22 protein-coding genes, 1 pseudogene and 1 riboswitch are annotated in these 24122 nt (G+C 28.6%); of the genes and pseudogenes, 10 read left to right on the forward strand and 13 right to left on the reverse strand.

What is annotated here, in order from left to right; translation table 11 throughout:
• Positions 1-417: pseudogene (locus QK892_RS16200) on the reverse strand (hypothetical protein); the annotation flags it as partial.
• Between the two features lie 185 nt (positions 418-602).
• A complete protein-coding gene (locus QK892_RS16205) occupies positions 603-2267 on the reverse strand; it encodes a nucleoside kinase (RefSeq protein WP_317274595.1) in 1665 nt (554 codons plus the stop codon).
• 309 nt (positions 2268-2576) lie between these two features.
• On the opposite strand from QK892_RS16205, the gene QK892_RS16210 reads away from it, so the two are divergent.
• Positions 2577-3269, forward strand: a complete 693-nt coding sequence (locus QK892_RS16210; RefSeq protein WP_317274596.1) for a DUF421 domain-containing protein — start codon at positions 2577-2579, stop codon at positions 3267-3269.
• The gene (locus QK892_RS16215) at positions 3269-3649 is read left to right on the forward strand and encodes a DUF4363 family protein (RefSeq protein ID WP_317274597.1); all 381 of its coding nucleotides are present in this window, start codon (positions 3269-3271) and stop codon (positions 3647-3649) included. The genes QK892_RS16210 and QK892_RS16215 overlap by 1 nt, the downstream gene beginning before the upstream one ends.
• 206 nt (positions 3650-3855) lie before the next feature.
• On the opposite strand, the gene QK892_RS16220 is transcribed toward QK892_RS16215, so the two are convergent.
• The 5 genes from QK892_RS16220 to QK892_RS16240 form a co-directional block, all read right to left on the reverse strand.
• Positions 3856-4380 carry a GNAT family N-acetyltransferase gene (locus tag QK892_RS16220; RefSeq protein ID WP_317274598.1) on the reverse strand — a complete coding sequence of 175 codons (525 nt, stop codon included), beginning with the start codon at positions 4378-4380 and terminating at the stop codon, positions 3856-3858.
• A 54-nt stretch (positions 4381-4434) separates the two neighbouring features.
• Positions 4435-5610, reverse strand: coding sequence for a cation:proton antiporter (locus QK892_RS16225; protein WP_317274599.1), 1176 nt, complete (start codon positions 5608-5610; stop codon positions 4435-4437).
• 50 nt (positions 5611-5660) lie between these two features.
• Positions 5661-5732, reverse strand: a riboswitch (Fluoride riboswitch).
• A gap of 69 nt (positions 5733-5801) precedes the next feature.
• The gene (locus QK892_RS16230) at positions 5802-6284 is read right to left on the reverse strand and encodes a hypothetical protein (RefSeq protein ID WP_317274600.1); all 483 of its coding nucleotides are present in this window, start codon (positions 6282-6284) and stop codon (positions 5802-5804) included.
• A 40-nt stretch (positions 6285-6324) separates the two neighbouring features.
• The gene (locus QK892_RS16235; RefSeq protein WP_317274616.1) at positions 6325-6750 is read right to left on the reverse strand and encodes an NUDIX hydrolase; all 426 of its coding nucleotides are present in this window, start codon (positions 6748-6750) and stop codon (positions 6325-6327) included.
• 48 nt (positions 6751-6798) lie between these two features.
• Complete coding sequence (locus QK892_RS16240; protein ID WP_317274601.1) at positions 6799-7590, reverse strand: hypothetical protein; 792 nt, start codon at positions 7588-7590, stop codon at positions 6799-6801.
• 325 nt (positions 7591-7915) lie between these two features.
• Between QK892_RS16240 and QK892_RS16245 the strand changes: the two genes are divergently transcribed.
• The 3 genes from QK892_RS16245 to argC are packed head-to-tail and all read left to right on the forward strand — an operon-like array spanning position 7916 to position 11576.
• Positions 7916-9139 carry an argininosuccinate synthase gene (locus QK892_RS16245; protein WP_317274602.1) on the forward strand — a complete coding sequence of 408 codons (1224 nt, stop codon included), beginning with the start codon at positions 7916-7918 and terminating at the stop codon, positions 9137-9139.
• Between the two features lie 2 nt (positions 9140-9141).
• On the forward strand, positions 9142-10542 hold the full coding sequence (gene argH / locus QK892_RS16250; RefSeq protein ID WP_317274603.1) for an argininosuccinate lyase: 1401 nt from the start codon (positions 9142-9144) through the stop codon (positions 10540-10542).
• Positions 10530-11576: an N-acetyl-gamma-glutamyl-phosphate reductase gene (gene argC / locus QK892_RS16255; protein ID WP_317274604.1), complete on the forward strand. Its 1047-nt coding sequence runs from the start codon at positions 10530-10532 to the stop codon at positions 11574-11576. The genes argH and argC overlap by 13 nt, the downstream gene beginning before the upstream one ends.
• Before the next feature lie 107 nt (positions 11577-11683).
• On the opposite strand, the gene QK892_RS16260 is transcribed toward argC, so the two are convergent.
• Together QK892_RS16260 and QK892_RS16265 are read right to left on the reverse strand one after the other, a co-directional pair.
• The gene (locus QK892_RS16260; protein ID WP_317274605.1) at positions 11684-11833 is read right to left on the reverse strand and encodes a hypothetical protein; all 150 of its coding nucleotides are present in this window, start codon (positions 11831-11833) and stop codon (positions 11684-11686) included.
• Complete coding sequence (locus QK892_RS16265) at positions 11818-12057, reverse strand: four helix bundle protein (RefSeq protein WP_317274606.1); 240 nt, start codon at positions 12055-12057, stop codon at positions 11818-11820. The genes QK892_RS16260 and QK892_RS16265 overlap by 16 nt, the downstream gene beginning before the upstream one ends.
• 162 nt (positions 12058-12219) lie before the next feature.
• Here QK892_RS16265 and argJ point away from each other — a divergent pair, with 162 nt between their 5' ends.
• The 5 genes from argJ to QK892_RS16290 all read left to right on the forward strand — a co-directional run bounded on the left by argJ (position 12220) and on the right by QK892_RS16290 (position 18108).
• Positions 12220-13440 (forward strand): bifunctional glutamate N-acetyltransferase/amino-acid acetyltransferase ArgJ, encoded by a 1221-nt coding sequence (gene argJ / locus QK892_RS16270; protein WP_317274607.1) that lies wholly within the window; start codon positions 12220-12222, stop codon positions 13438-13440.
• Positions 13441-13454: 14 nt separating this feature from the next.
• Entirely contained in the window at positions 13455-14309 is an 855-nt protein-coding gene (gene argB, locus QK892_RS16275) for an acetylglutamate kinase (RefSeq protein ID WP_317274608.1), read from the forward strand.
• Between the two features lie 168 nt (positions 14310-14477).
• The gene (locus tag QK892_RS16280) at positions 14478-15665 is read left to right on the forward strand and encodes an aspartate aminotransferase family protein (protein ID WP_317274609.1); all 1188 of its coding nucleotides are present in this window, start codon (positions 14478-14480) and stop codon (positions 15663-15665) included.
• 131 nt (positions 15666-15796) lie between these two features.
• Positions 15797-16717, forward strand: coding sequence for an ornithine carbamoyltransferase (gene argF, locus QK892_RS16285; protein ID WP_317274610.1), 921 nt, complete (start codon positions 15797-15799; stop codon positions 16715-16717).
• A 203-nt stretch (positions 16718-16920) separates the two neighbouring features.
• On the forward strand, positions 16921-18108 hold the full coding sequence (locus tag QK892_RS16290) for a 3D domain-containing protein (protein ID WP_317274611.1): 1188 nt from the start codon (positions 16921-16923) through the stop codon (positions 18106-18108).
• Positions 18109-18635: 527 nt separating this feature from the next.
• Here QK892_RS16290 and QK892_RS16295 read toward each other — a convergent pair.
• The 4 genes from QK892_RS16295 to QK892_RS16310 form a co-directional block, all read right to left on the reverse strand.
• A complete protein-coding gene (locus QK892_RS16295; RefSeq protein ID WP_317274612.1) occupies positions 18636-19958 on the reverse strand; it encodes an acetyl-CoA hydrolase/transferase family protein in 1323 nt (440 codons plus the stop codon).
• A gap of 330 nt (positions 19959-20288) precedes the next feature.
• A complete protein-coding gene (locus QK892_RS16300; protein ID WP_317274613.1) occupies positions 20289-21329 on the reverse strand; it encodes a nucleoid-associated protein in 1041 nt (346 codons plus the stop codon).
• Between the two features lie 73 nt (positions 21330-21402).
• Complete coding sequence (locus QK892_RS16305; protein ID WP_317274614.1) at positions 21403-22059, reverse strand: HAD family hydrolase; 657 nt, start codon at positions 22057-22059, stop codon at positions 21403-21405.
• 120 nt (positions 22060-22179) lie between these two features.
• The gene (locus QK892_RS16310) at positions 22180-23604 is read right to left on the reverse strand and encodes a PTS transporter subunit EIIC (protein WP_317274615.1); all 1425 of its coding nucleotides are present in this window, start codon (positions 23602-23604) and stop codon (positions 22180-22182) included.
• Between the last annotated feature and the right edge of the window lie 518 nt (positions 23605-24122).

Raw genomic sequence — 24122 nt, forward strand, 5'->3', positions numbered from 1 at the left:
AGTATTAGGTATTATTTTTTTTATTAAGAATCTAAAAAGAATAAAAATTACAACTACTAATAGTTGATATATAAACTCATCAATATTCCCGATAATAAAAAACATTAAAGTATAAATCCTCAATACTGGTAAGTTAATTATATCAAATCTATAGTTAATATAATCAAATAATATATTTTCTTTATTAAGTTCTACTCTTAACTCTTCCAACTTTTTTCTTTCACTAAATAATAATTTAGTTATTCTAAATGAATATATTCTTCCACTATATGTTAACACTCCTAATGTACTCTCGTCATAAAATACACTTCTTATCTCATCCCTCTTTATAGTTATCTTCTTAATTGCTCTTTTGTAAATTAAATTTTCTTCATCTAAAAGTAAAAACTCTTTTCCGTAGTCATCTTTTAGCCTCATAAATACTCCTCTTTATAAACACTTTTCTATCATTTTATTTCCACAATTAATTTTAACACACCATTCCATATATTGTTAAATCCAATGTCGTTATTATAATAAAAAAGCTACTATTTACAATATTACTTAATAAATAGTAGCTCTTTAGATTTATAATTATATCTTATCTTTTTAACACTTTATATTTAGTATTTATAGAATGCACTTCCACCAATAAATTCTCTTAATATACTGTTGGTAGGCACAAAATCTTTATCAAGCTCTTTAAAGAAGCCTAAGAATGCTTTAAGACGACTTGCTAATAAATAAACTTTACTATCTGGTTTTATCTTATCTAACTCTTCTAAAGCATATTTCTTTAATACACACAACTCATAAACTAAGGTTGAATTAAACATAACATCTGCTTCTTCTTGGAATACAAAAATATTTTTTTCTTCTCCTCTTCTTATTGAAGGCCACATTTTTAATGTTTGCTCAGCACCATAACCTCTTGATAAATAGTCTCTAACTATTCTTCTAACTCTTCTTATATCTGTTGTTGCAATTCTATTATGATTATCAAGATTCAATTGAGTTAAGGCTGATATATATATTTTAAACTTATGCTTGTCTAAAATAGAATTAGTTAATATAGGATTTAACCCGTGGATTCCTTCAATCAATATTATACCATTATTAGGTAATTTCAATTTATTACCTACCCATTCTCTTGCACCTGCTCTAAAATTAAAGCTTGGAATTTCTACTTCTTCACCTTTTAATAAACTACTTAAATGAGAATTAAATAATTCTAAATCTAAAGAATAAATACTTTCAAAATCATATTCTCCGTTCTCATCTTTCGGCGTATGCTCTCTATCTACAAAATAATCATCCAAAGATATAGGAACTGGTATATACCCGTTAACCCTTAGTTGAATAGATAGTCTATTGGCAAAAGTAGTCTTACCTGAAGAACTTGGTCCAGCTATTAATACTACCTTAGTTTCCTTTCTTTCACTTATCATATCTGCAATTTGTGCTATTTTCTTTTCATGAAGTGCTTCTGAAACCATAATTAAATCTCTAAGTTCATGGTTCTCTACCTTATAATTTAAAGAGCCTACTTCCCCAACTCCGATAATATTTAACCATCTTTCACTTTCCATGAAAATTTGAGAAAGCTTTCTATTTTCCTTAAAATCTGAAATCACATTTAAATCATCTCTTTTGGGAGACATTAGTATAAAACCAGGGTCATAATACATTAAGTCAAAAGCCTTTATTACTCCTGTAGAGAAAGCCATTTGACCATAAAAATAATCATACCTACCATCTAATTCATATAAGCTTACATCTTCAAAGGATACGTGATTAAGTAATGATACTTTATCCTCCATTCCATAGCCTTTAAATATTTCAATAGCCTCACTTCTTTTCATTTTTATTTTCTTTATAGGAAGATCACTATTAATAATCTCTAACATTCTTTCTTTTATTTGCTTTAAATCCTCCGTATTTAAAGCGACTTCTTTATGAATTTCTCCAAATACACCTTCCCCTACACTATGCTCTATGGTTATAACTGAATCAGGAAATACATCTAATGAAGCCTTTATAAAAATGAATTGTAATGTCCTATTATATATTTTATACCCTATTGAACTCTTTGAACTACAGAAATATATTAATTCTATACTTCCATCTTCTTCTAATGGTTTAAAAAGCTCATAATACTCTCCATTTAATCTACATAATGCTATATCATATGGATTAATATTTAAGTGATTTTCTAAAAACTCCTTATAAGTTATCCCTTTATTCACTTCATATTCATTATTATCATAACTTATTTTTATCTTATTCATGTCTACCTCCGTAAAACCCATTTATGTTACCACTATTTTCAAAATCCTTATTTAATATTATATACTTATTGATTAAAATTACTACATAGATATTTCAATAAGTATAAAAAAAAGTAGATAGATATTACATTCTTTGCGACCTCGCAGGCTCCAAGTCGCCAGAATATAATATCTATCTACTCATATACTAAAGGTAATAATTCCTCATTGCATTCAGAATTATGAAAATTATTTGCACAGAAACTTTTATGATTAGTCTATAGTATAAAAACAAACATTAGTTAAATAATACTCTTGTGAGGTGTTTAAATGTTTATTGTATTATTAAGGACAGTTTTTCTTTATGCCTTAGTTATTATAGTTATAAGGTTAATGGGAAAAAGACAAATTGGAGAATTGCAACCTTATGAGTTTGTAATCACTATTATGATTTCTGATCTTGCTGCTCTCCCAATGCAAGATACTAGATTGCCTTTAATTCTAGGTGTTATACCAATAATAACTTTATTATTTATAAAAACAATACTATCTTTATTGCAGCTTAAGAGTCAAAAAGCAAGAAAAATCCTCGAAGGGGAACCTTGTATTTTGATTGCTAGAGGTAAGATTAGATATGATATATTAAAGAAACAACAAATTAATTTAGATGAACTTATGGAAGAAATCCGCCTAGCAGGGTATTTTGATCTAAGTGAAATAGAATATGGAATATTAGAAAACAATGGACAAATGTCTTTTCTTACATCTAATAAAAGTTCTTCATCTAGTGATTCTAATAAATCTAATAATTCAAGTGTTCAAAAACCACAGTTGCCAATTATATATATTTTAGATGGGGAATTTAATAGAAACGCTTTAACATCTTCATCTAAAGGTGATGAGTGGATAATAAAAGAACTAAAAAAACATAAAATTAATTCAATTGAAGATGTTTTAATTGCAATGACTGATACTAATGGCAGATTTATATATCAACTTCATAGGGATAAGGAGGAAAGTTAATGAAGAATACTTATATATCAATATTTCTTTTTATAGCTCTAGTGATTGTAATATTTTTCTTAAATAATAAATTCGTAAAACTATGTAATGAAGTCGTTTATAGATGTGATATTATAGAAGATTATTTAGATGCTTATGATGAAGATAAAGCTTATGAAGATGCTGTAGCTTTAATTAACTTAATAAAAGAAGAAGGCGATATTCCTGCTATATATTTAAATCATGTAGATTATGATTTATTAAAAGGTGATGCTTTGAAACTATCTCTTTACATTGAAGGTGAAGACAGAGGCGAATCTTTAGCAACTCTCCATGCAGTAAGAGCAACTGCTGAGCATTTAAGAGATTTACAAACTCCAAATATAAAAAATCTACTCTAATGGATAAATAACATAGTGCTTGTTCCGTCGTTCCACTCCAAGTCACCACACTATGTTATTTATTCATTCAAAAACTAAAAGTAATAATTCTTCGTTCCTCAGAATTATGAACTTAATCTTATAACTTAATATATTCATCTACTAAACTGTATAATTATAAGTTTTTGTTCCTCGGCAAGCTCCAAGTAACCACAATACTATCCTCTCTATTTTTCAATACAATAAGTTAGTTTATTATATTTCACTTCAATTCCCTGCTTCATAGATTTATAGTTCTTTTCCTCTTTAATTTTAGTCATACCGCACTTTTCCATAACTCTATAAGATGCTCTATTTTTATTAGTGCAAGTTGCAATTATCATAGTAATGTATAATTTATGAAATGCATATTTAATAATTTCTCTAACTGCTTCTGTCATATAACCATTGTTCCAATATACACTATTAGAAATCCAACCAATTTCTGCAAACTGTTCCTTTATAATTAACGAAATGTTACCAATAACTTTGTTATTTTCCTTCAATTTAATTGCAAATTCATACCAAGTAACATTATTAGAATTCATAGAACTAATACATTCATCAATAAACTTTCTAATATTCTCTTTGGATTTAGGCCAATAAATCATATATTTCCCCGTATCCTCATCACAGCCGTATTCACATATATCAGAGTAATCTTGCTCAGTAATCGGCCGAATTACTAATCTATCAGTTATTAACGTATCCAAAATACTACACCTTCATCTCTAAAAATAATTTTCAATTTCCCTTTTAACTATTATTTACTTCTCCAATAATCTTTTATATAGGTTATCTATACAAACTGCTCCAAATGGTGCTGTAATTAAAATTGAAAGAACTGCAACAATTAAAACAATTTTACCACAAGGTAAACCCATAGAAAGTGGAATTGCCCCAATAGCTGCTTGCACAGTAGCTTTTGGAGTATATGCTATCATACAAAATACTCTTTCATTTTTTGTTAACTTTGTTTTTATTAAGGATATAGCTACACCTAACATACGGAATACTAATGCTCCAATAATTAATAAGACTGTATAATATCCTGCTGATATTGCCAATTTTAAATCCACAGTGGCTCCTACTAAAACAAATAAGAATATCTCTGCTACTATCCATACCTTATTATATTTACTAGATAATCTTACTGCTAATGAAGAATATTTTTGTTTAATTATAATCCCTAAAGTCATAATTCCTATTAGCCCTGATATTGGTATATAATTTTCTAAAATATTTTGTAACTCTACAAATAATATAGATAAACTAAAAATTATTAAAATCTTAACAGAATCTCTCATATGAAACTTTTTAAAGAATTTTACTAATATAATTCCTACTATTACGCCTAATAAAATTCCTGTTAAAATTGAAATTGGTATATCCAAAAAACTACTGAAGGATAAAACCCCTGTAGAAGCTAAAGATGTTAATGCCGTAAATATAACAATTACAAAGATATCATCTACTGCTGCTCCTGCTAATATTAATTGTGGGATACTATGTTTTTTCCCATAACCATTTTCAATTAAGTTAATCATTCTAGGAACTATAATTGCAGGTGATACTGCAGCAATAACACACCCAATAATAGCAGCTTCTAAAACAGTTACTCCCAATAACATAGGTGCTAATATTATTGTTCCTATAATTTCTAAACAAGCTGGAACAAAACACATTAAAACTGCTGGTCTTCCAACTTTCTTTAATTCCGTTATATCTAGAGATAAACCCGCTCTTGTAAGTATTATTATAAGTGCAATCTGCCTTAAATCAGATGAAATATTTAAAATTGATTCATCAATTAAATTTAATGCATGAGGACTTAAAATAATTCCTACTATAATCATTCCTAATAAACTTGGTAACTTTAATTTTGAAAATAAACTTCCAAAAATCAATCCTAATAATATAATTAGTGCAATACTTAGTAACATATAATTCTCTCCTATACTGTAATAATAAAAAAAGCTGATAATTTCTGCGTAAATTCGCAGAAGTCATCAGCATAAAATGCGGTTTAGGTTGCCCATGGGAGAACTTCATTCCCAATAAATTTACTATATCATAAACAATAAAGTATTACAAATGATTATTTTTTAATATATATATTATATCTCATTGCTCTCTAAAACATACTTATAAAAAATTCATGCTGAACATTTATTAATTGCTTTATTTCATCAAGGTCTTCTTGTATTATATCTGGTATTGCAATTAATTCACTACCACATCTAAAAACCTTTCTACCATTAGGATATATATATGTATATCCTCTTAAGCTCCCTTTACACTTTCCACATCCATAGCAACCTGTATATTTACCGTTAAATTCTTCAATAACACTTTTAATAGCATTAGAGAACTTCATAGAATATTCCTCACAGGCATAGAACTTAAGCTTTAGTTCATTTCTTCTAATCTTTACTATCTTTTGCTTCAATTTTGAATGATAAAAATCAAGACAAAAATCTGAGGTTTTACATTTTATAGGTTTATACCCTAATTCTAAAAGGAAGTCTATAATTTCATTAAATATCAACTTTTCGTTAGTTTCATTCAATGTTTCATAAAAGTCATTAACTAATTGCTTTTGTTTATCTGTTATCATAATTTGCACCTTCACTTTAATTAATACTATTAATTAATATTTACCAACCAAAAACATCAAATTGCACACTGGCTATGTAATTTTCTATTGCTCTTTTAACATATGGAATAGTATTGCTCGGAAGATTATTTATATCAAACCATGATAAATCATCACATTTATGTGGTTCCATATTTCTTACTTCGCCTTCCCAGGAATCTGCAACAAAAAAGAAGTCAATTCTTTCATCATCTGATTTTCTATGCATAACACTTGCAAACTTAAGATTATTTGCAGTAATTTTAATTCCCGCTTCCTCCTTTGTTTCTCTTATCATTGCTGTTTTTATATCTTCGTTACCATCTGCATGTCCTGCTACAACACTGTAGTTTCCATCTTCATAACCTGTATTAAATCTTCTTAATAATAATATTTTGCTATCTTTAACAAGTAGAAGATGTGCTGCTACAGTCATTTGAAATCTCATTTTTCTCAAATTAAAAATCCTCCTTAAATAATATAAATCATCCCATAATCATAAGATTTCTTTGTATTTTCTAAATGACAAACATCCTATAGTTATTGCTGAAAAATCAATTACTGTTCTTACTATTAGATCTAATATATCTGCATCAAAAACTAACGGCATAAAGAAATTAAATAATGTCAAATTTAATCCAAATAGTAAACACCCAAGAATTAATGCTCGCTTTATAAAATTCCTTTGTTTAATATACTTATTAATCCAAACCAATGAATAAGCAATTACAAAGCCTGTCAATATACACCAACCTATTGTTTCTATTTTATTTGAATTAAATGATGAGTAAATATCGAATATAGAGTATTGAATAAATCTTCCTATAACAAAGCATATTGTTATACTTACTAGTGGAATGATGTTTAGTTTTCTTATATTGCTATTAATTAAAGGCTTATCTTTACAAAACATAAAACCTAATGCTACTCCCATAACTATCAAAGCTAAGCTATCAGCAATTGGATATGTTATTCTGTCAATTGGTGAAACATGTGGCAATGGTTCTAAAAGATAAACAATCCATATAAAGCAGCAAAAAAATCCATATTTAAGACCCTGTATAATTCTATTACCTGATAACTGATTTCGTATTAGTAAAAACAACATAGCAATCAATGAATAAGCCAAAATACCATATACTGAAAATGCTAATGGCATAGTTCCATTCATAACAAAAGTACTTGGTAACAAAACATTTTGACTTCCTGTTGGAATCAATAGTTGTCCTATAATTCTAAATATAGTTGTTATAATACCTACTATAACAACTTTAAATATTGTTTTCATAAATCTCCCACCCAATAAATTAATTTATTAATCCCAGAATTATTATAACATATTTTCCCATTTAAAATTCATTCTTAATGCTTATTTATATAATTATATATAATATTTTCATTTAAAATTATAGGTCCCGTTATATAAATAAAATAATATGCATTACATATTTATAAACTATTTTTTCATAATATAAGATATTTTTATTGATTATACATAAAATTTGCATAATTATAAAAATTTCAGTTGCATAATTATACCTTAGAGCGTATAATTATGAACATAGTTAAAATGTGGTATTTCATTTACCACTTAATAGAGGGGGCTATTTAATATGAAAAAATATAATAAAGTTGTACTAGCTTATTCTGGAGGCCTTGATACTTCAATTATTATTTCTTGGCTTAAAGAAACTTACGGCTGTGAAGTAATTGCTGTAGTTGGTAATGTTGGACAAAAGGATGAGCTTGTGGGCTTAGAAGAAAAAGCAATTAATACTGGGGCATCTAAATGCTATATTGAAGATTTAAATAAAGAGTTTGTAGAAGACTATATCTTCCCCACTATTCAAGCTAATGCAATTTATGAAGGTAAATATCTTCTTGGAACGTCTTTTGCAAGACCTATAATTGGGAAAAGACTTGTAGAAATAGCTCTAGCTGAAGGTGCTGATGCTATTTGCCATGGTTGTACTGGAAAAGGAAATGATCAAGTTAGATTTGAACTAGCTGTTAAAGCTTTTGCACCTGATATGGAAATTATAGCTCCTTGGAGAATTTGGAATATAAAGTCTAGAGAAGAAGAAATACAATATGCTTTAGATAGAGCAATACCTATATCTATAAGCTATGAAACTAATTATAGCAAGGATAAAAACCTATGGCACTTAAGTCATGAAGGTTTAGATTTAGAAGATACTGCTAATGAGCCTAATTATGAAAAAATATTAGAGTTATCTAATACATTAGAAAAAGCACCTGATACTCCAACTTATATTACTTTAAAATTTGATAAAGGAATTCCAGTTGCTTTAAATGGTGAAGAATTAGATGGCCCTTCATTAATAGAAAAACTAAATAAAATCGGTGGAGAAAATGCTATTGGAATAATGGACATGGTTGAAAATAGATTAGTTGGTATGAAATCAAGAGGTGTATATGAAACACCTGGTGGAGCTATTCTATATAAAGCTCATAAAGATTTAGAAGAACTTTGTTTAGATAAAGAAACTTCACATTATAAAGAAATTATAGCTTTAAAATTTGCTGATTTAGTATATAACGGTCAATGGTTTACTCCACTTAGAGAAGCATTATCTGCTTTCATAGATAAAACTCAAGAAACTGTAACTGGAGAAGTTAAACTAAAATTATATAAAGGTAATATTGTTAATGCTGGTATGACATCTCCTTATTCATTATATAGTGAAGAATATGCTACCTTTGGAGAAGATGCTGTTTATAATCAAAAAGATTCATCAGGTTTTATAAATTTATTTGGACTACCTATTACAGTAAGAGCAAAGATGATTGAAACTCTAAAGAAAGCTGGTAAATAATTATGAAGCTTTGGGGTGGACGTTTTGAAAAAGGAGTTAATTCTTTAGTTAATGATTTTAATTCATCAATAAGAACAGACTCTAGAATGTATAAAGAAGATATTTTAGGTAGTTTAGCCCATGTAAAAATGCTTGGTGAACAAAATATAATTCCAAAGGAAGATAGCCAAAAAATCGCAGCAGGTTTAGAAACAATATTAAGTAGAATAGAAAATGGAGTAATTAAAATAGATGAAACTTCTGAAGATATCCATAGTTTTATTGAATCAACATTAACTTATTATATTGGTGATGAGGGCAAAAAACTTCATACAGCTAGAAGCAGAAATGATCAAGTAACCTTAGACACCAAATTATATCTAAAAAAATCTTTAATAGAACTGTCAAAGGATATTATTAATCTTCAAGAAGTTATTTATAAAAAGTCAAATGAAAATATAAATACAATAATGCCTGGATATACTCATATGCAAAAAGCTCAGCCAATAACCTTTGCTCATCATCTTTTAGCTTATGCAGAAATGTTTAAAAGAGATATTAGCAGAATTTTAGATTGTTATAAAAGATTAGATGAAATGCCTTTAGGTAGTGGTGCTCTTGCTACATCTACCTATAAGTTAGATAGACATATGATTGCAAAGGACCTCGGTTTTGCACGAATTACAGTTAATAGCATGGATTCCGTATCAGATAGAGATTATGCTATTGAAGCTCTTTCAGTAATATCAATGATAATGATGCATTTATCAAGATTCTCTGAAGAAATTATCCTTTGGGCTACTAATGAATTTAGCTTTATAGAATTATCTGATGAATATAGTACAGGCAGTAGTATAATGCCTCAAAAGAAAAATCCAGATGTAGCTGAATTAGTTAGAGGAAAAACTGGAAGAGTTTATGGAGACTTAATTACCCTTCTTACAGTTATGAAAGGCTTACCTCTAGCTTATAACAAGGATATGCAAGAAGATAAAGAAGCCTTATTTGATGCCTTAGATACAGCAACTCTTTCACTTAAGACCTTTGCTGGTATGTTAGACACTATAAAAGTAAACAAAGATAATATGAGAAAAGGTGCATCTTTAGGTTTTACTAATGCTACTGATGTAGCTGATTATTTAGTTAAGAGAGGATTAGCCTTTAGAACATCTCATGAAATAGTTGGTGCTATAGTTCTTCATTGTATAAAAGAAAATATATCCATAGATGATCTTACTTTAGAAGAATTTAAGACCTTCTCACCTATATTTGAAGATGATATATATGAAGCAATAGATTTAGTAAACTGTGTAGAAGAAAGAAAAGTCTTTGGAGGTCCTAGCTCTTCTTCAGTTAGAACACAACTTGAATTACTATTAGAGTCAATAAAACAAACTAAGGAGGCAATTAAATGCTTAAAGTAGGAATAATTGGGGCAACAGGATATGTAGGTGCTGAATTATTAAGACTTTTATTAAACCATACAAAAGTTAAAATAGAAGCCATTAGCTCTGTTACTTATGAAGGAGAAGAAATTTCATCTATATATAAAAACTTTTATGGAGTAACTAAGTTAATATGTGAAAATCAAGAAGATGTAATAAATAAATGTGATGTGATTTTCGCTGCTCTTCCCCACGGTTTAAGTGAAGAAATAGCAGAATTAGTTTATAAAAAAAATAAGATTTTTATAGATCTTGGTGCAGATTTTAGACTAGAAAAAGAAGAAGAATATAAAAAATGGTACGGAAAAGATTATAAGCACAAAAATCTTCATCAAGAAAGTATATACGCTCTGCCAGAATTTAATAGAGACAAAATTAAGGAATATAAAATAATAGCAAATCCAGGGTGCTATCCAACATCTATAGAACTTGCCTTAATGCCCCTGCTAAGAAAATCCTTAATTGATGTTAATAATATAATTTGCGACTCAAAATCAGGAGCAACTGGTGCTGGTAGAGGTCTTACTTTAAAATCACACTATCCAGAACTAAATGAAAATTTCTCCCCTTATAGCATAGGTGAGCATAGACATACACCAGAAATAGAACAATGCCTATCTGCTATTGCAGAAGAAAAAGTTCAAGTGACATTTACACCTCATTTGCTACCTATAAATAGAGGAATAATTTCAACAATATATTGCAATCCAAGAAAAAATCCAAACGAAAAAATAAACTTAAAAGAAATATATGATATCTATACAGAGTTTTATAAAGATGAATTCTTTATAAATATACTTCCATTAGGAGAAACAGCTTCTATTAAAGAAGTTAAATATACAAACAACTGTAATATTTCCCTTCATCTAAACCATAGAGAAGATGGAATAATAATAGTAAGCGCAATAGACAATATGATTAAAGGTGCTGCAGGGCAAGCTATACAAAATATGAACATCATAATGGGATTTAAAGAGAACGAAGGGTTGAACTTAGTTTCCTTTGGAAACTAAGAAATGAAGAATGTAAAATGTAGAATGTAGAATTGAGGATTAAATTCCTCATTCTTCGGAATTTATATAATTCCAATAAGTAAAAGGTATTATCGTAATTATTTATTCTACACTATTCCTCTATCATTAATATCAATGCTTGCTCTACTATTCTTTACTATATTAATTAATATAGCTTTTATTTCAGAACAAGTTTCATAATATGATCTATATTCTTTATCCTTTATTACTTCAGCTTTTACTAACAGTTTAGCCAATATTCTGATTCATTTGCTTCTTTTAAAGCTATATTCATTTTATTAATAAAATCTTTTTTACTAGGAGAATATTGAGCTTCAGTTATATTTGCACCAATTGATGTTGCTGATCTAACTAATTGATTTGATAGAGTATATTCTTTTTCATTTTTCAATCTTAAATATAGTTTTACAATATCTAATCCAAAATCAAAACTTTTTTCTAAGACTATATTTTTTGACAATTACCTCACCTCTTTATGAGTATGGACATAAAGTTGTTATAGTTATTCATAAATCATTATTAATTTTATGCTTTTTAATATAAATTTTCATAATTCAACTTGTTGAATTATCACCTTAATTTTACATTTTACATTTTACATTTGAAAAAGGGGTGTTTTATTTTGAACTTATTATCTAACCAAGGTATTACTGCACCACAGGGTTTTCTTGCATCTGGAATTCATTGTGGTCTTAAGAAAAATAATTTAAAGCTAGATTTAGCTCTTATATATTCAACTGTTCCAGCTAGTTCTGCTGGTGTTTATACTAAAAATAAGGTAAAGGGAGCTCCTATTTATATAACTAAGGAGCATTTAGCCAATAAAAAAGCTCAAGCAATTATTATAAATAGTGGAAATGCTAATACTTGTACTGGTGAAGATGGCTTAATGAAGGCTAAAAGAATGACTGAAATTCAAGGAAAAGCTCTTAAACTTAAAGCAAGTGATGTTTTGGTAGCTTCTACTGGAGTTATTGGTGTTCCTTTAAATATAGATGCTATTAAAGATGGTATTCCTATGCTAACTGAAAGGCTATCTAAAGAAGGATTTGAAAATGCATCAGATGCAATAATGACTACTGATACCTATAAAAAGCAATTAGCTTTTGAATTTAATATAGATAATAAAAAAATTACCATTGGGGCAATGGCTAAAGGCTCTGGAATGATTGAGCCAAACATGGGTACTATGCTTTCTTTCATTACTACTGATTTAAATATCTCTGGAGAAATGTTAAATGAAGCATTAAAGGAAAGCGTTAAGATAAGCTATAACAGAGTTAGCGTAGATGGTGATACTAGTACAAATGATATGGTATTAGTTTTAGCTAATGGACTTGCTAAAAATAATGAAATCAAAGAAAAAGATAAAAATTATTATGCATTTCTTAAGGTTCTAAATACACTGAATGTAAATCTAGCCAAAATGATTGCAAAGGATGGTGAAGGCGCTACTAAGCTTATAGAATGTATTGTTAGTAATTGCAAAAGTGAAAAAGATGCTGAAATACTTTCAAAAGCTGTTATAAATTCTCCTTTAGTTAAAACTGCAATCTTTGGTAGTGATGCAAATTGGGGAAGAATCTTATGTGCCCTTGGTTATTCAGGAATTAATTTTAATCCTAATAAAATCGATTTAGCATTTAAAAGTTCTATTGGAGAAATAAAAATTTGTAAAGATGGACTAGCTCTTCCCTTTGATGAAGTGAAAGCAAAGGAAATCCTTTTACAGGATGAAATAGTAATTTTAATAAATATGAATAGTGGCAAATGCTCCTCAATAGCTTGGGGATGCGATTTAAGTTACGATTATGTAAAAATCAATGGAGATTATAGAAGCTAAAGGAAGGTATGAAAATGAATTATAAAGAGCATGCAAAAGTATTAACTCAAGCACTTCCATATATACAATCACTAGCGGGGAAAATAGTAGTAATAAAATATGGCGGAAATGCAATGACAAGTGATGAACTTAGACAAAGTGTTGCTACAGATATTGTTCTACTACAATGTGTTGGAGTAAAACCAGTAATAGTACATGGCGGGGGCCCAGACATATCAGAATTTTTAAATAAAATAGGACAAGAAAGTAAATTTATAAATGGTCTTAGATATACAGATAAAGATACTATGGAAATAGTTCAGATGGTACTAGGTGGAAAAGTAAATAAAAATATAGTTTCACTTATAGAAAGTGTTGGTGGAAAAGCTATTGGTCTATCAGGAATAGATGGTTCCTTTATTAAAGCAAAAAAATTAGAAAATGATGTTGATTTAGGATTCGTCGGAGAAATAACATCAATAGATACAAAAATAATAGAAAATGCCCTAGTTTCTGGATATATTCCTGTTATAGGCTCAGTTGCTATCAGCGAAGATTGCACACAAACCTACAATATTAATGCAGATATTTGTGCATCAAAGCTAGCATCTGCACTAAAGGCAGAAAAATTATTACTTTTAACAAATGTTCCAGGACTTATGCAAGATTCAAACGATCAATCTACATTAATTTCTACATTAAGACTACACGAAGTAAAAAAACTTCACGCAGATAAAATAATACAAGGTGGAATGATTCCTAAGATAGATTGCTGCGTTGAAGCCATTAGAATGGGCGTTAAAACATCACATATAATAGATGGAACATTACCACATTCAATTTTACTAGAACTCCTTTCAAAAGAAGGAATAGGAACAATGATATATTAATGTGCTACCGCACAAGGAAGAATGTAGAATGTAAAATGTAAAATTGATGATAAAACTCCTAACGGAGTTTTTAAAATGAATATATTTTTAGTAATTTGGAACAAATTACATCCATAATTCTACATTCTTCATTCTACATTTTACATTCAAAAAAGGGGGCTTTTAATAATGCAAAACAATCTACCATTAATGTCAACTTACTCTTATCTTCCTCTTAATCTAGTTAAGGGTGAAGGTTCTTATCTTTTTGATGATAAAGGAAATAAATATATAGATTTTACTAGTGGAATTGGGGTTAATAGTCTTGGTTATGGTAATTCCTATTGGATTAAGGCTATAACTGATTCAATTAGTAATTTACAGCATATATCTAATATATTTTTAAATGAGAATACTTTGAAATTGGCTGAGGAGTTAACTAAAAAATCGAAAATGAATAAGGTATTCTTTTGTAATTCTGGTGCTGAAGCTAATGAAGGCGCTATAAAACTTGCAAGAAAGTATAGCTTTGATAAATACGGTTTAAATAGAAATAAAATCCTAACTTTAAATGACTCTTTTCACGGAAGAACTCTTGCTGCATTAACTGCTACTGGGCAAGATAAATTTCATAATTACTACTTCCCTTTTCCTGAAGGCTTTGATTATTTTGAAGCTAACAATACTACTGATTTTAAAGATAAATTATCTGATGATGTCTGTGCTATTATGCTGGAGGCTATTCAAGGAGAAGGTGGAGTTAATCCTCTATCTAAAGACTTTGTTAATGAGGTTTATGAAACTTGTAGAGAAAAAGATATTATTCTAATTTTTGATGAAGTTCAATGTGGAATAGGACGAACAGGAATGATGTTTGGATATGAATACTTCGATGTAAAGCCTGATATCGTAACTATTGCAAAAGGACTTGGCGCTGGTCTTCCTATTGGAGGATTCTTATGCAGTGAAAAATTATCAGAGGTATTTAATCCAGGAGACCACGGGACAACCTTTGGCGGAAATCCAGTAGCTTGTTCAGGCGCCTTAGTTGTTTTAGATAGTATCTGCAATGAAAATAAACTAAATGAAATTAAAGAAAATGGAGAATACTTAATGGATTTATTGAAAAATATAAAGTCTCCATTAATTAAAGATGTAAGAGGAAAAGGCTTAATGATAGGAATAGAAATTACTGAATCTCCATCTGAAATTCAAAAGAAAGCCCTAGAAAAAGGCTTACTAGTCTTAACAGCAGGTAAAAATGTAATAAGACTACTTCCACCACTAATAATATCAAAAGAAGAAATAAAAAAAGGTGTGGAAATATTAGAAGAAACTTTCAATCAATGCATAATAAATGAAAGAATTAAAGAATGAAAAAATGAAATAATTTATGAATAAACTCCACTGGAGTTTATAAAATTATATTTCCATAATTCAGCTCGCTGAATTATTTCAACAATTCTACATTTTACATTTTACATTCTACATTCAAACAGGGGGTATTTATGAAAAAGGATTTATTAAAAATAGAAGATTTATCTAAGGATGAAATTTTAGATATATTAAACTTAGCTGACCAACTAAAGTATGAACTAAAACATGGAATCGAACACCCACATCTTAAAGGAAAAACTCTTGGAATGATATTTGAAAAGTCGTCTACAAGAACTAGGGTTTCTTTTGAAGCAGGTATGTATCAACTAGGTGGATACCCTCTATTCCTTAGTTCTAGTGATTTACAGATAGGCCGTGGGGAGCCTATTCAAGATACAGCTAGAGTACTATCAAGATATCTAAATGGTATTATGATAAGAACTTTTAATCAATCAGAAGTTGAAGCTTTAGCTGAATGTTCTACTGTTCCAATAATTAATGGATTAACTGATGATGAACACCCTTGCCAAGTATTAGCTGATTTAATGACTATAAGAGAAAATAAAAATGTTTTAGATGGTCTCAATGTAGCCTATATTGGTGATGGAAACAACATGGCTCAATCTTTATTAGTTGGTTGTTTAACCTCTGGAATGAATATTTCTTTAGCTATTCCAAATAGATACATGATTAAAGATTATTATATCAACAAGGGAACTGAAATTTCTAAAACTAATAATTTAAAGTTCAGTATTGTAAATGATCCAAAGGAAGCTGCAGTAGGTGCTGACGTTATTATTACTGATGTATGGGCTAGTATGGGAAAGGAAAAAGAAACAAAAGAAAGAATTGAAGCATTCCAGGGATATCAAGTAAATTCAGATCTTATGAAACTTGCTCAAGATGATGCAATAGTTTTACATTGCCTGCCAGCTCATAGAGAAGAAGAAATTACAGAAGAAATACTAGAGAAACATGCAAATACAATATTTGAAGAAGCAGAAAATAGACTTCATGTTCAAAAGGCAATTTTAGTTAAATTAATAAATTAAAATTAAAAAACTCCTACTGGAGTTTTTTACTTTATTAACCAATTATTATTAGACATATTCTTGTTAAAATCTAATATATTAAGATGATTATATTTTAGATATTGTTAAAAAAATTCCTATAACTTGCTAATTATAGCTATTTAATGTAGTATATAAAATATAATTTAATCTAGCAACTTATAATTTATTGGAGGTGAGATTCTTTGAACAAAAGAAGTTTGATATCTGTAATTGTTGCTATTGCTTTCATTTCTAACTTTTCAACTATAGCCTTTGCAGAACCAAATACTTCAACTACGCAAACTATCCAAGACAATAAAGTAAAGTATGAACAACTGGACGATGAAACATTAAGAATTAATTCTGAAATTACAGAGCTTAATAATGATATTGAAAGTATTAACCTACAATTAGAAAAGAATAATTCAGAAATTAAGAATACTGAAATAGAAATTGAAAATATTAATAAAAAAATAGAAGATGCTAAGATTGAAATTGAAAAAAGAGAAACAACAATGGATAAAAGGTTAAGAGCTATGTATAAGACAAATATTTCTACTGATATGATTGCTTACTTAATAACTTCAGAGAATATATTTGACTTCTTTTATAGGATTGATGCCATGAAAAAGCTTATTTCTATTGATAAAGAAATAGTAGATGAAATTAATGATAAAAAGAATACATTACTTGAAGATTCACAAGTAGTTGAAGATAAAAAAGAGAGTTTAAATGTTCTAAAACTTTCAATTGAAAATGATTTAAAAGAAGTAAATAAGAAGAAAGAAGAGCAAGAAATTATACTAGCAGATCTTAATTCTAGAAAAGATGAAATAATGGCTATTATTCAGGCTAATGAAGTAAGTTTATTATCTTATTCTATTTCTGTTATAAATTCTGCTTCACCATCTATTAGCGAACTTAAAGACGCACTTACTAATTTAAATTATATGTTTCCTCAACTTAATAGTACTTATGCAATTAACTTAGCTGAAGAGGGTATTTCATCAGCTAATAATAAAATTACCACTATTGAAGCTAGTTATACAGAAGAAAATATAAATTCTACTGTACCTACAAATACAAGTGGAACTTATTTATCTACGTTTTCTATGACCGCTACAGCTTATACAGGGGGAACTTATACAGCCATGGGATTAAAACCTGTTCGTGACCCTAATGGTTTAAGTTCAGTAGCTGTAGATCCTAATGTTATACCTTTAGGCTCTAAAGTTTACGTAGAAGGATATGGATATGCTATTGCTTCAGATACTGGTGGAGCGATTAAAGGTAATAAAATAGACCTTTATATGAATTCTGTTCAAGAGTGCTTTTCTTTTGGTAGAAGATCTGTTACTGTTCATCTAATTGCTTACCCAAATCAATGGTAAGTTAAAGAGTTATAGGAGGATACTATATAATGAATCTATTCAGAATTATTCTGGTATTCAATTTTCTCATACAATAGAGGAACAGATTGGTGGTCAATTAAAGGCAGGGTTCCATCTTACAGATATATACAAGTGGCCACACTTGTTGTCCAATACTTTTTAATGCTTTAAAATAAAAAACTATTATTTATATTAATTCAAATTTATAAAGGATGTAGGTTAAGGGGAATTTTATTAGAGTACTAATTCACTAATAAAACTGTAACGCTACATCCTTTTATATATAAGTATTGAGAGCTAAATATTTTAAAACCTCAAAGGCCTCATTGGGAATGATTAATTCTTAACATATGTCTTTACTCTTTGATTTTTAAATACCATTTCAACTGATTCTTTTCTTATATTATTCCTCTTATTATAATTTCTATACCAAAAAATAAGCTACAGATTAACTTTAAATTAATCCATAGCTTAAATATGAGGTATTACTCAAGTGGCTTTTTTATATTCTTTTAGATTAATTTGGTCTAACATATTATTCCTAATTCTTTTGCTTGTTTTAATAGTTCTTCTCTGAATCTTGGATGAGCTATATTTATTAGTCTTTCAACTCTTTCTGCAATAGTTGTGCCTCTTAGCTCTGCAACACCATATTCCGTTACAACCATATCAACATCATTTCTTGATAAACTTACTGCTGCCCCTTGTTTTAAGAAAGGAACTATCTTAGAAATTTCTTCTCTTTCGCCAGTCTCTTTATTTTTAACCATAGCAGTAGAATATAGAGCTATAAATGAACGTCCATTTTTAGACATTTGTGCTCCTATAGCTGTATCGGCTTGTCCACCTGTTGCACTAAATTGCATATGTCCTATTGATTCTGATGCACATTGTCCAGTTAAGTCTACTTCTAAAGTAGTATTAATTGAAACTTGATTATCATTTTGAGCTATTACATATGGATCATTTGTCCAATATCCATCCATCATCATTACTGAAGGATTATCATCTAAGAATTCATATAGTTCTTTTGTTCCAAGAGCAAATCCTGCAACATGCTTTCCATAGTTGAAGTTCTTTTTCTTTCCAGTTATAACACCAGCTTTTATTAATTTCATAATTCCAGTAGTAAACATTTCTGTATGAACTCCTAAATCTTTCTTACCCATTAATGATGCTGCAACAGCATTTGGAATTCCACCTATTCCTAATTGAATACAATCTCCATCATTTATTCTATCAGCTATAAGCTTTCCTATTATTAAATCTTTTTCATTAGGTTCTGAATCTGGTAGCATTGGTGGTTCATAATCAGTTTCAATTACATAATCAACATCACTTATGTGAATTTCTACATCACCTAATGTTCTTGGATAATTTTTATTTATCTCTAATATTACTAAATCAGCTTCTTTTAGAATTCTCTTTTCATAAATATTACTTAATGATAAAGATAAATATCCATGTTTATCTGGTGGTGTTGCTGTCCCCATATATATATTTGTTTTTTTGTGAAATTGTCTCTTAAATGCTGTCAAGTGTAAATGATTTGGTATAAGTGATATATTACCATTCTTTTGAGCTTTTCTCATAGGACCAGTGTAGAACCATCCATCCATCCTAAATGATTCTTTATATGCTGGATTCATAAAATATTCAGCTGGCTCTTGTGGTAAACAAGTAGTAACTGTAACGTTCTTAACTCTATCTGCGATCTTATGTAAATTTCTTGAAATGTCTCTTGCTTCGGCTCCGCCTAATCCTGTAACGATTACATCACCACTTTTGATTAAACTTAAAGCTTCATCTACTGTGATGTATTTCCCTTTAGATACATTTTCTTCTCTCATGTTTATCCTCCCTTAATCTTTAAATTGCTTTAAAAATTTTAAAAATTCAGAATTAATAGTACATATTTCCACTTAATTTAATAGCTTATTAATCCCTGTATTACCTGTAGATATATCTAATTAAATAGTAAACCTTTCCATTTTATTTGTCAATAGTTGCTATTATATTTTATTAATTTGTAAATAATATTTATTATTAGTTATTTGAATAAACTTAATTTTTCAAAACTTTTATCACTTTAGTGAAATTTTGTATTTTTTTGTCAAATATCTAAATAGATAAAATAAAAAGCTGTAAATAAATATGATAACTTATTTACAGCTTATTTTTTATTTTTCTATATAATTAATAACATGCTTAATTATCATGTTAATACTTCCATCACCATTTCTATGAATTTCAAATCTAGTATCATCATGATAAGCTTCTTCATTAATATATAAATCGATATCTTTATCTATTTTTAATCGAACTCTCTTTAATTTCTTCTCTACCCATTGTTTATCTATAGCTACTTCCTCTTCTAAACCATGACTTTTCACAAATTTAGCGAAATCTTCTTTTTTATTAGTATCTTCTTTAAACAGTTCATTTGAAAGTTCATCTATATTTATTTTCTCTTCATCCTTTAATTTTGCTTTTACTGTTGTTCTAATTCTCTCAGCCTTATCAGCATCCTCAACAATATTACTTCTAGTCCAATTTTCAGCAGCTTTTAAAAATGTTTTTGTCATATCTCTCTCGCTACTTATAATAGAACATCCAAGGAAATTACTTATAAAATAATTAGCTCCATACTCTTCTTCTTCCTTACTTTTCTTTTGTTTATCTATAACCATAAGGTCAAATCTTTGATTTTCTCTTATAGGCTTTATAAATGCAGCTTTCTGTATTCTCTGACTACTTGCTGGAAGCCCTGCTGATTGTGGAACTATATCTATACCTATTTTATTTTCTTTGAACTCTACTTGATGTGTAAAATTCTTTACATAATCCATCTTTAATATTCCTATCATTGGACCTTGATCTGTTATTAGTGAGACTATTATTAAATCACAAGAGGGAATATTTATATTTGCTTTGATTATTATAAATAATTGTCTTGCTAGCTCCTGTGAAAGTCCAATTAAATTATTATCTATACCATTTAAATAATCTTGAACTACTTCTTTTACTATATTTCTTTCTGGATTAAAAACAGCATATTTTAGTTCTTCATCCTTAAAGCACTTTTCTATATGTCTATGAAGAAATTTATATGTATCCTCCGATAACTCGAGGTTATATTCATTTAAGATTGGTTCCTCCCCATTAGAATCTACAATATGAATTACAGCTTCTTGTATATTGATATCATTTATGTATTCCATATATTTTTAGCAAGAAATTTATTCTTGCTAAATTTCACCACCTTTACCTTTTGTTCGTAATCATTATGTATAACTACTGCAAATTTTCAATAACATCTATAACTTCTTTCAAGTTACCTACCTTTTTATAAGCTAAAACCTCAATTTCTTTTTCTGGTTCTTTTAAGTCTGGAATTATTATTACTCTCATTTTCCCTCTACTTGCTGCAATAGTGCCTGCTTCTGAGTCCTCAAGAACTAAGCAATTTCTTGGATCAATCTCTAGTTTTTTAGCAACATTTAAAAACACTTCAGGGTTTGGCTTTGATTTTTTCACTTCATCGCCACATAAAACATAATCAAAATATTGAAGAACATTTGCTTTTTTTAAAAGCTCTAATGCTACTTCTCTATTTGAGGATGTAGCCACTGCTTTTTTTATATTTTTATTTGACAAATATAATAATAGGTCATCCAAACCTTCCTTTTTTTCAGCCCCATTTTTTAACATTTCAAGATTAGTTCTTCTTTTTTCTTTTATATACTCATCTATATCTATTGTTTCTCCATACTCAGCTATCAATGTATTTCTACAACTCTCATGATTTGTTCCTAGCATTCTATAGAATATATTTAAATCAAAATTTATATTAAGTTTCTTTCCTGCCTCTAACCATGATAAATAAGACAATTTTTCTGTATCAAATATTAATCCATCCATGTCAAATATAACTAGCTCAATTTTTTCCATATATAATCCTCCGTCTTTTTCTATTTATATATTATAATATATTTTATCAAAAAAAATAGGACTTATATCTCTTTTTGATATAAATCCGTCTGAGAAATAAATCCTATTATATTATTTAAATTATGCGTTCTTTACATCTGCTTCCTTAATTGTAAAGTAAGTTATAATGAATCCAGCTATATAAGATATAACTAAACCTATGAAGAAGTTAAGCATACTTTCTGGTTTCATTATTGGAATAGCAACTAATCCAGATGGTCCCCAAGAGTTTGCTAATACATGAGTAAGCATTACATAAGCTCCACCAAAACCTGCTCCTATACCAGCAGTAATAAATGGTTTAAACATTGGAAGAGTTACTCCGTATATTAATGGCTCACCAACTCCTAAGAATCCTGCTGGAAGAGCACCAGTTATTACCTTTTGTAATCTCATATTTTTAACTTTTCTTGCTATGAAGTAAATAGCTATTGCAGCTCCAACTTGACCAGCTCCAGCCATTGCAAGTACTGGGAATAATGAAACTCCACCCATAGCTTCTAATTGAATTGCATATATTGGAATTAATCCATGGTGTAATCCAAGTAAAACCATTGGTAAGAATAATGCTGCTAATAAGAATCCACTTATTACACTTACTACTGGATTTGAAGAATTAATAATTACGCTTAATGCTGATACTAATCCATCAGATATGAAACCAGCTACTGGCATAATAGCAAATACGAAAATTATTCCTGTTATAAGTAAAGTTAATAATGGAGTTACAACTAAGTCTAAAACATCTGGTATTACTTTACGTAATGACTTTTCAACTACAGAAAGTACATAAACACCTATAATAACACCTATGATTCCACCTTTTCCAGTTGTTAAAATAGAATTTAGTGGAACTTCTTCATTATATAATCCCATCATAGTTGATAATGCTACTATATTAGCACTAATTGACATAGCTCCAATCATACCGCCTAGTGCTTCAGTTGCACCAAATTGTTTAGCTGCATTAATACCTGTGTAAATTGCAAAGTATGATAAGAATCCACCACCAATTAATGTGAACATTAATTGTGTAGCTTTCCAGAATCCTTCAGCAGGTAAAGTTCCTTGTCCTTGTAATGTAGAAACTAAACTTCCTAATCCATTAAATATACCAGCTGCGATAATTGCAGGTATTAAAGGTATAAAAATGTTTGCAATTACATTAATTACTTTTTTAAATTTATTTTGCTTTTGATTATCTTTTATAGCTTGTTTGTTATCTTTCCAATCTTCAGTTACAACTCCATCTGCTGGAAGTCCTAACTCATTAATACAAATATCTGTAACTTTTTTAGCTTTACCAGGTCCTAAAACTACTTGTAAGTAATTATTAGCTTCAACAACACCTAGTACACCATCAGTATTTTTTATTTCATCCATTTTTACTTTTTTAATATCTTTTATAGTAAGTCTAAGTCTAGTCATACAGTTAGCTGCTTTAACAACATTATCTTTTCCACCAACTAAATTAACAATTATCTTAGCTAATTCTAAATTTGTCATAAAATCTCCCACTTTCTATAATTATTTCTAAGGACATTTACATTAAACCCTATTTTAATATAATTTAAGATTCATAATAACTACGTTTAAGAAAAAATTATTATAATAGCAATTCAAACTTTTCATTAACCTTATCAAGGCTTTAAGATTGTATCTCTATCAGTAGTTTTAGATCTACAATTATACTTTTAGGCTTTACTACTAATTCTTCATTTGTTGCATTACATCTTCATACTATCTACAGATATAATGCTTAACCTTATCATATGGTGTAAGTATCATATTTATAAGTACATACACCTATTCTTCCACCTCCTTTAAAGTCCTTAGTAATGTATAACTTCTTAATTTTAAATAAATCATTCTAAAAGATTATATTAGTTATCCTATTATTTATTCATATATCAAATAACTTTTTGATATAATAAATAAGTATATTTATTTTATACTATTTATTATAGTGTTTAAACCTAGTAGAATATACATACTAATTTTTTCAAGTTATCGTTTACTTAAGG

This window comes from Clostridium lamae, assembly GCF_033043255.1.
Taxonomy (GTDB): domain Bacteria; phylum Bacillota; class Clostridia; order Clostridiales; family Clostridiaceae; genus Clostridium; species Clostridium lamae.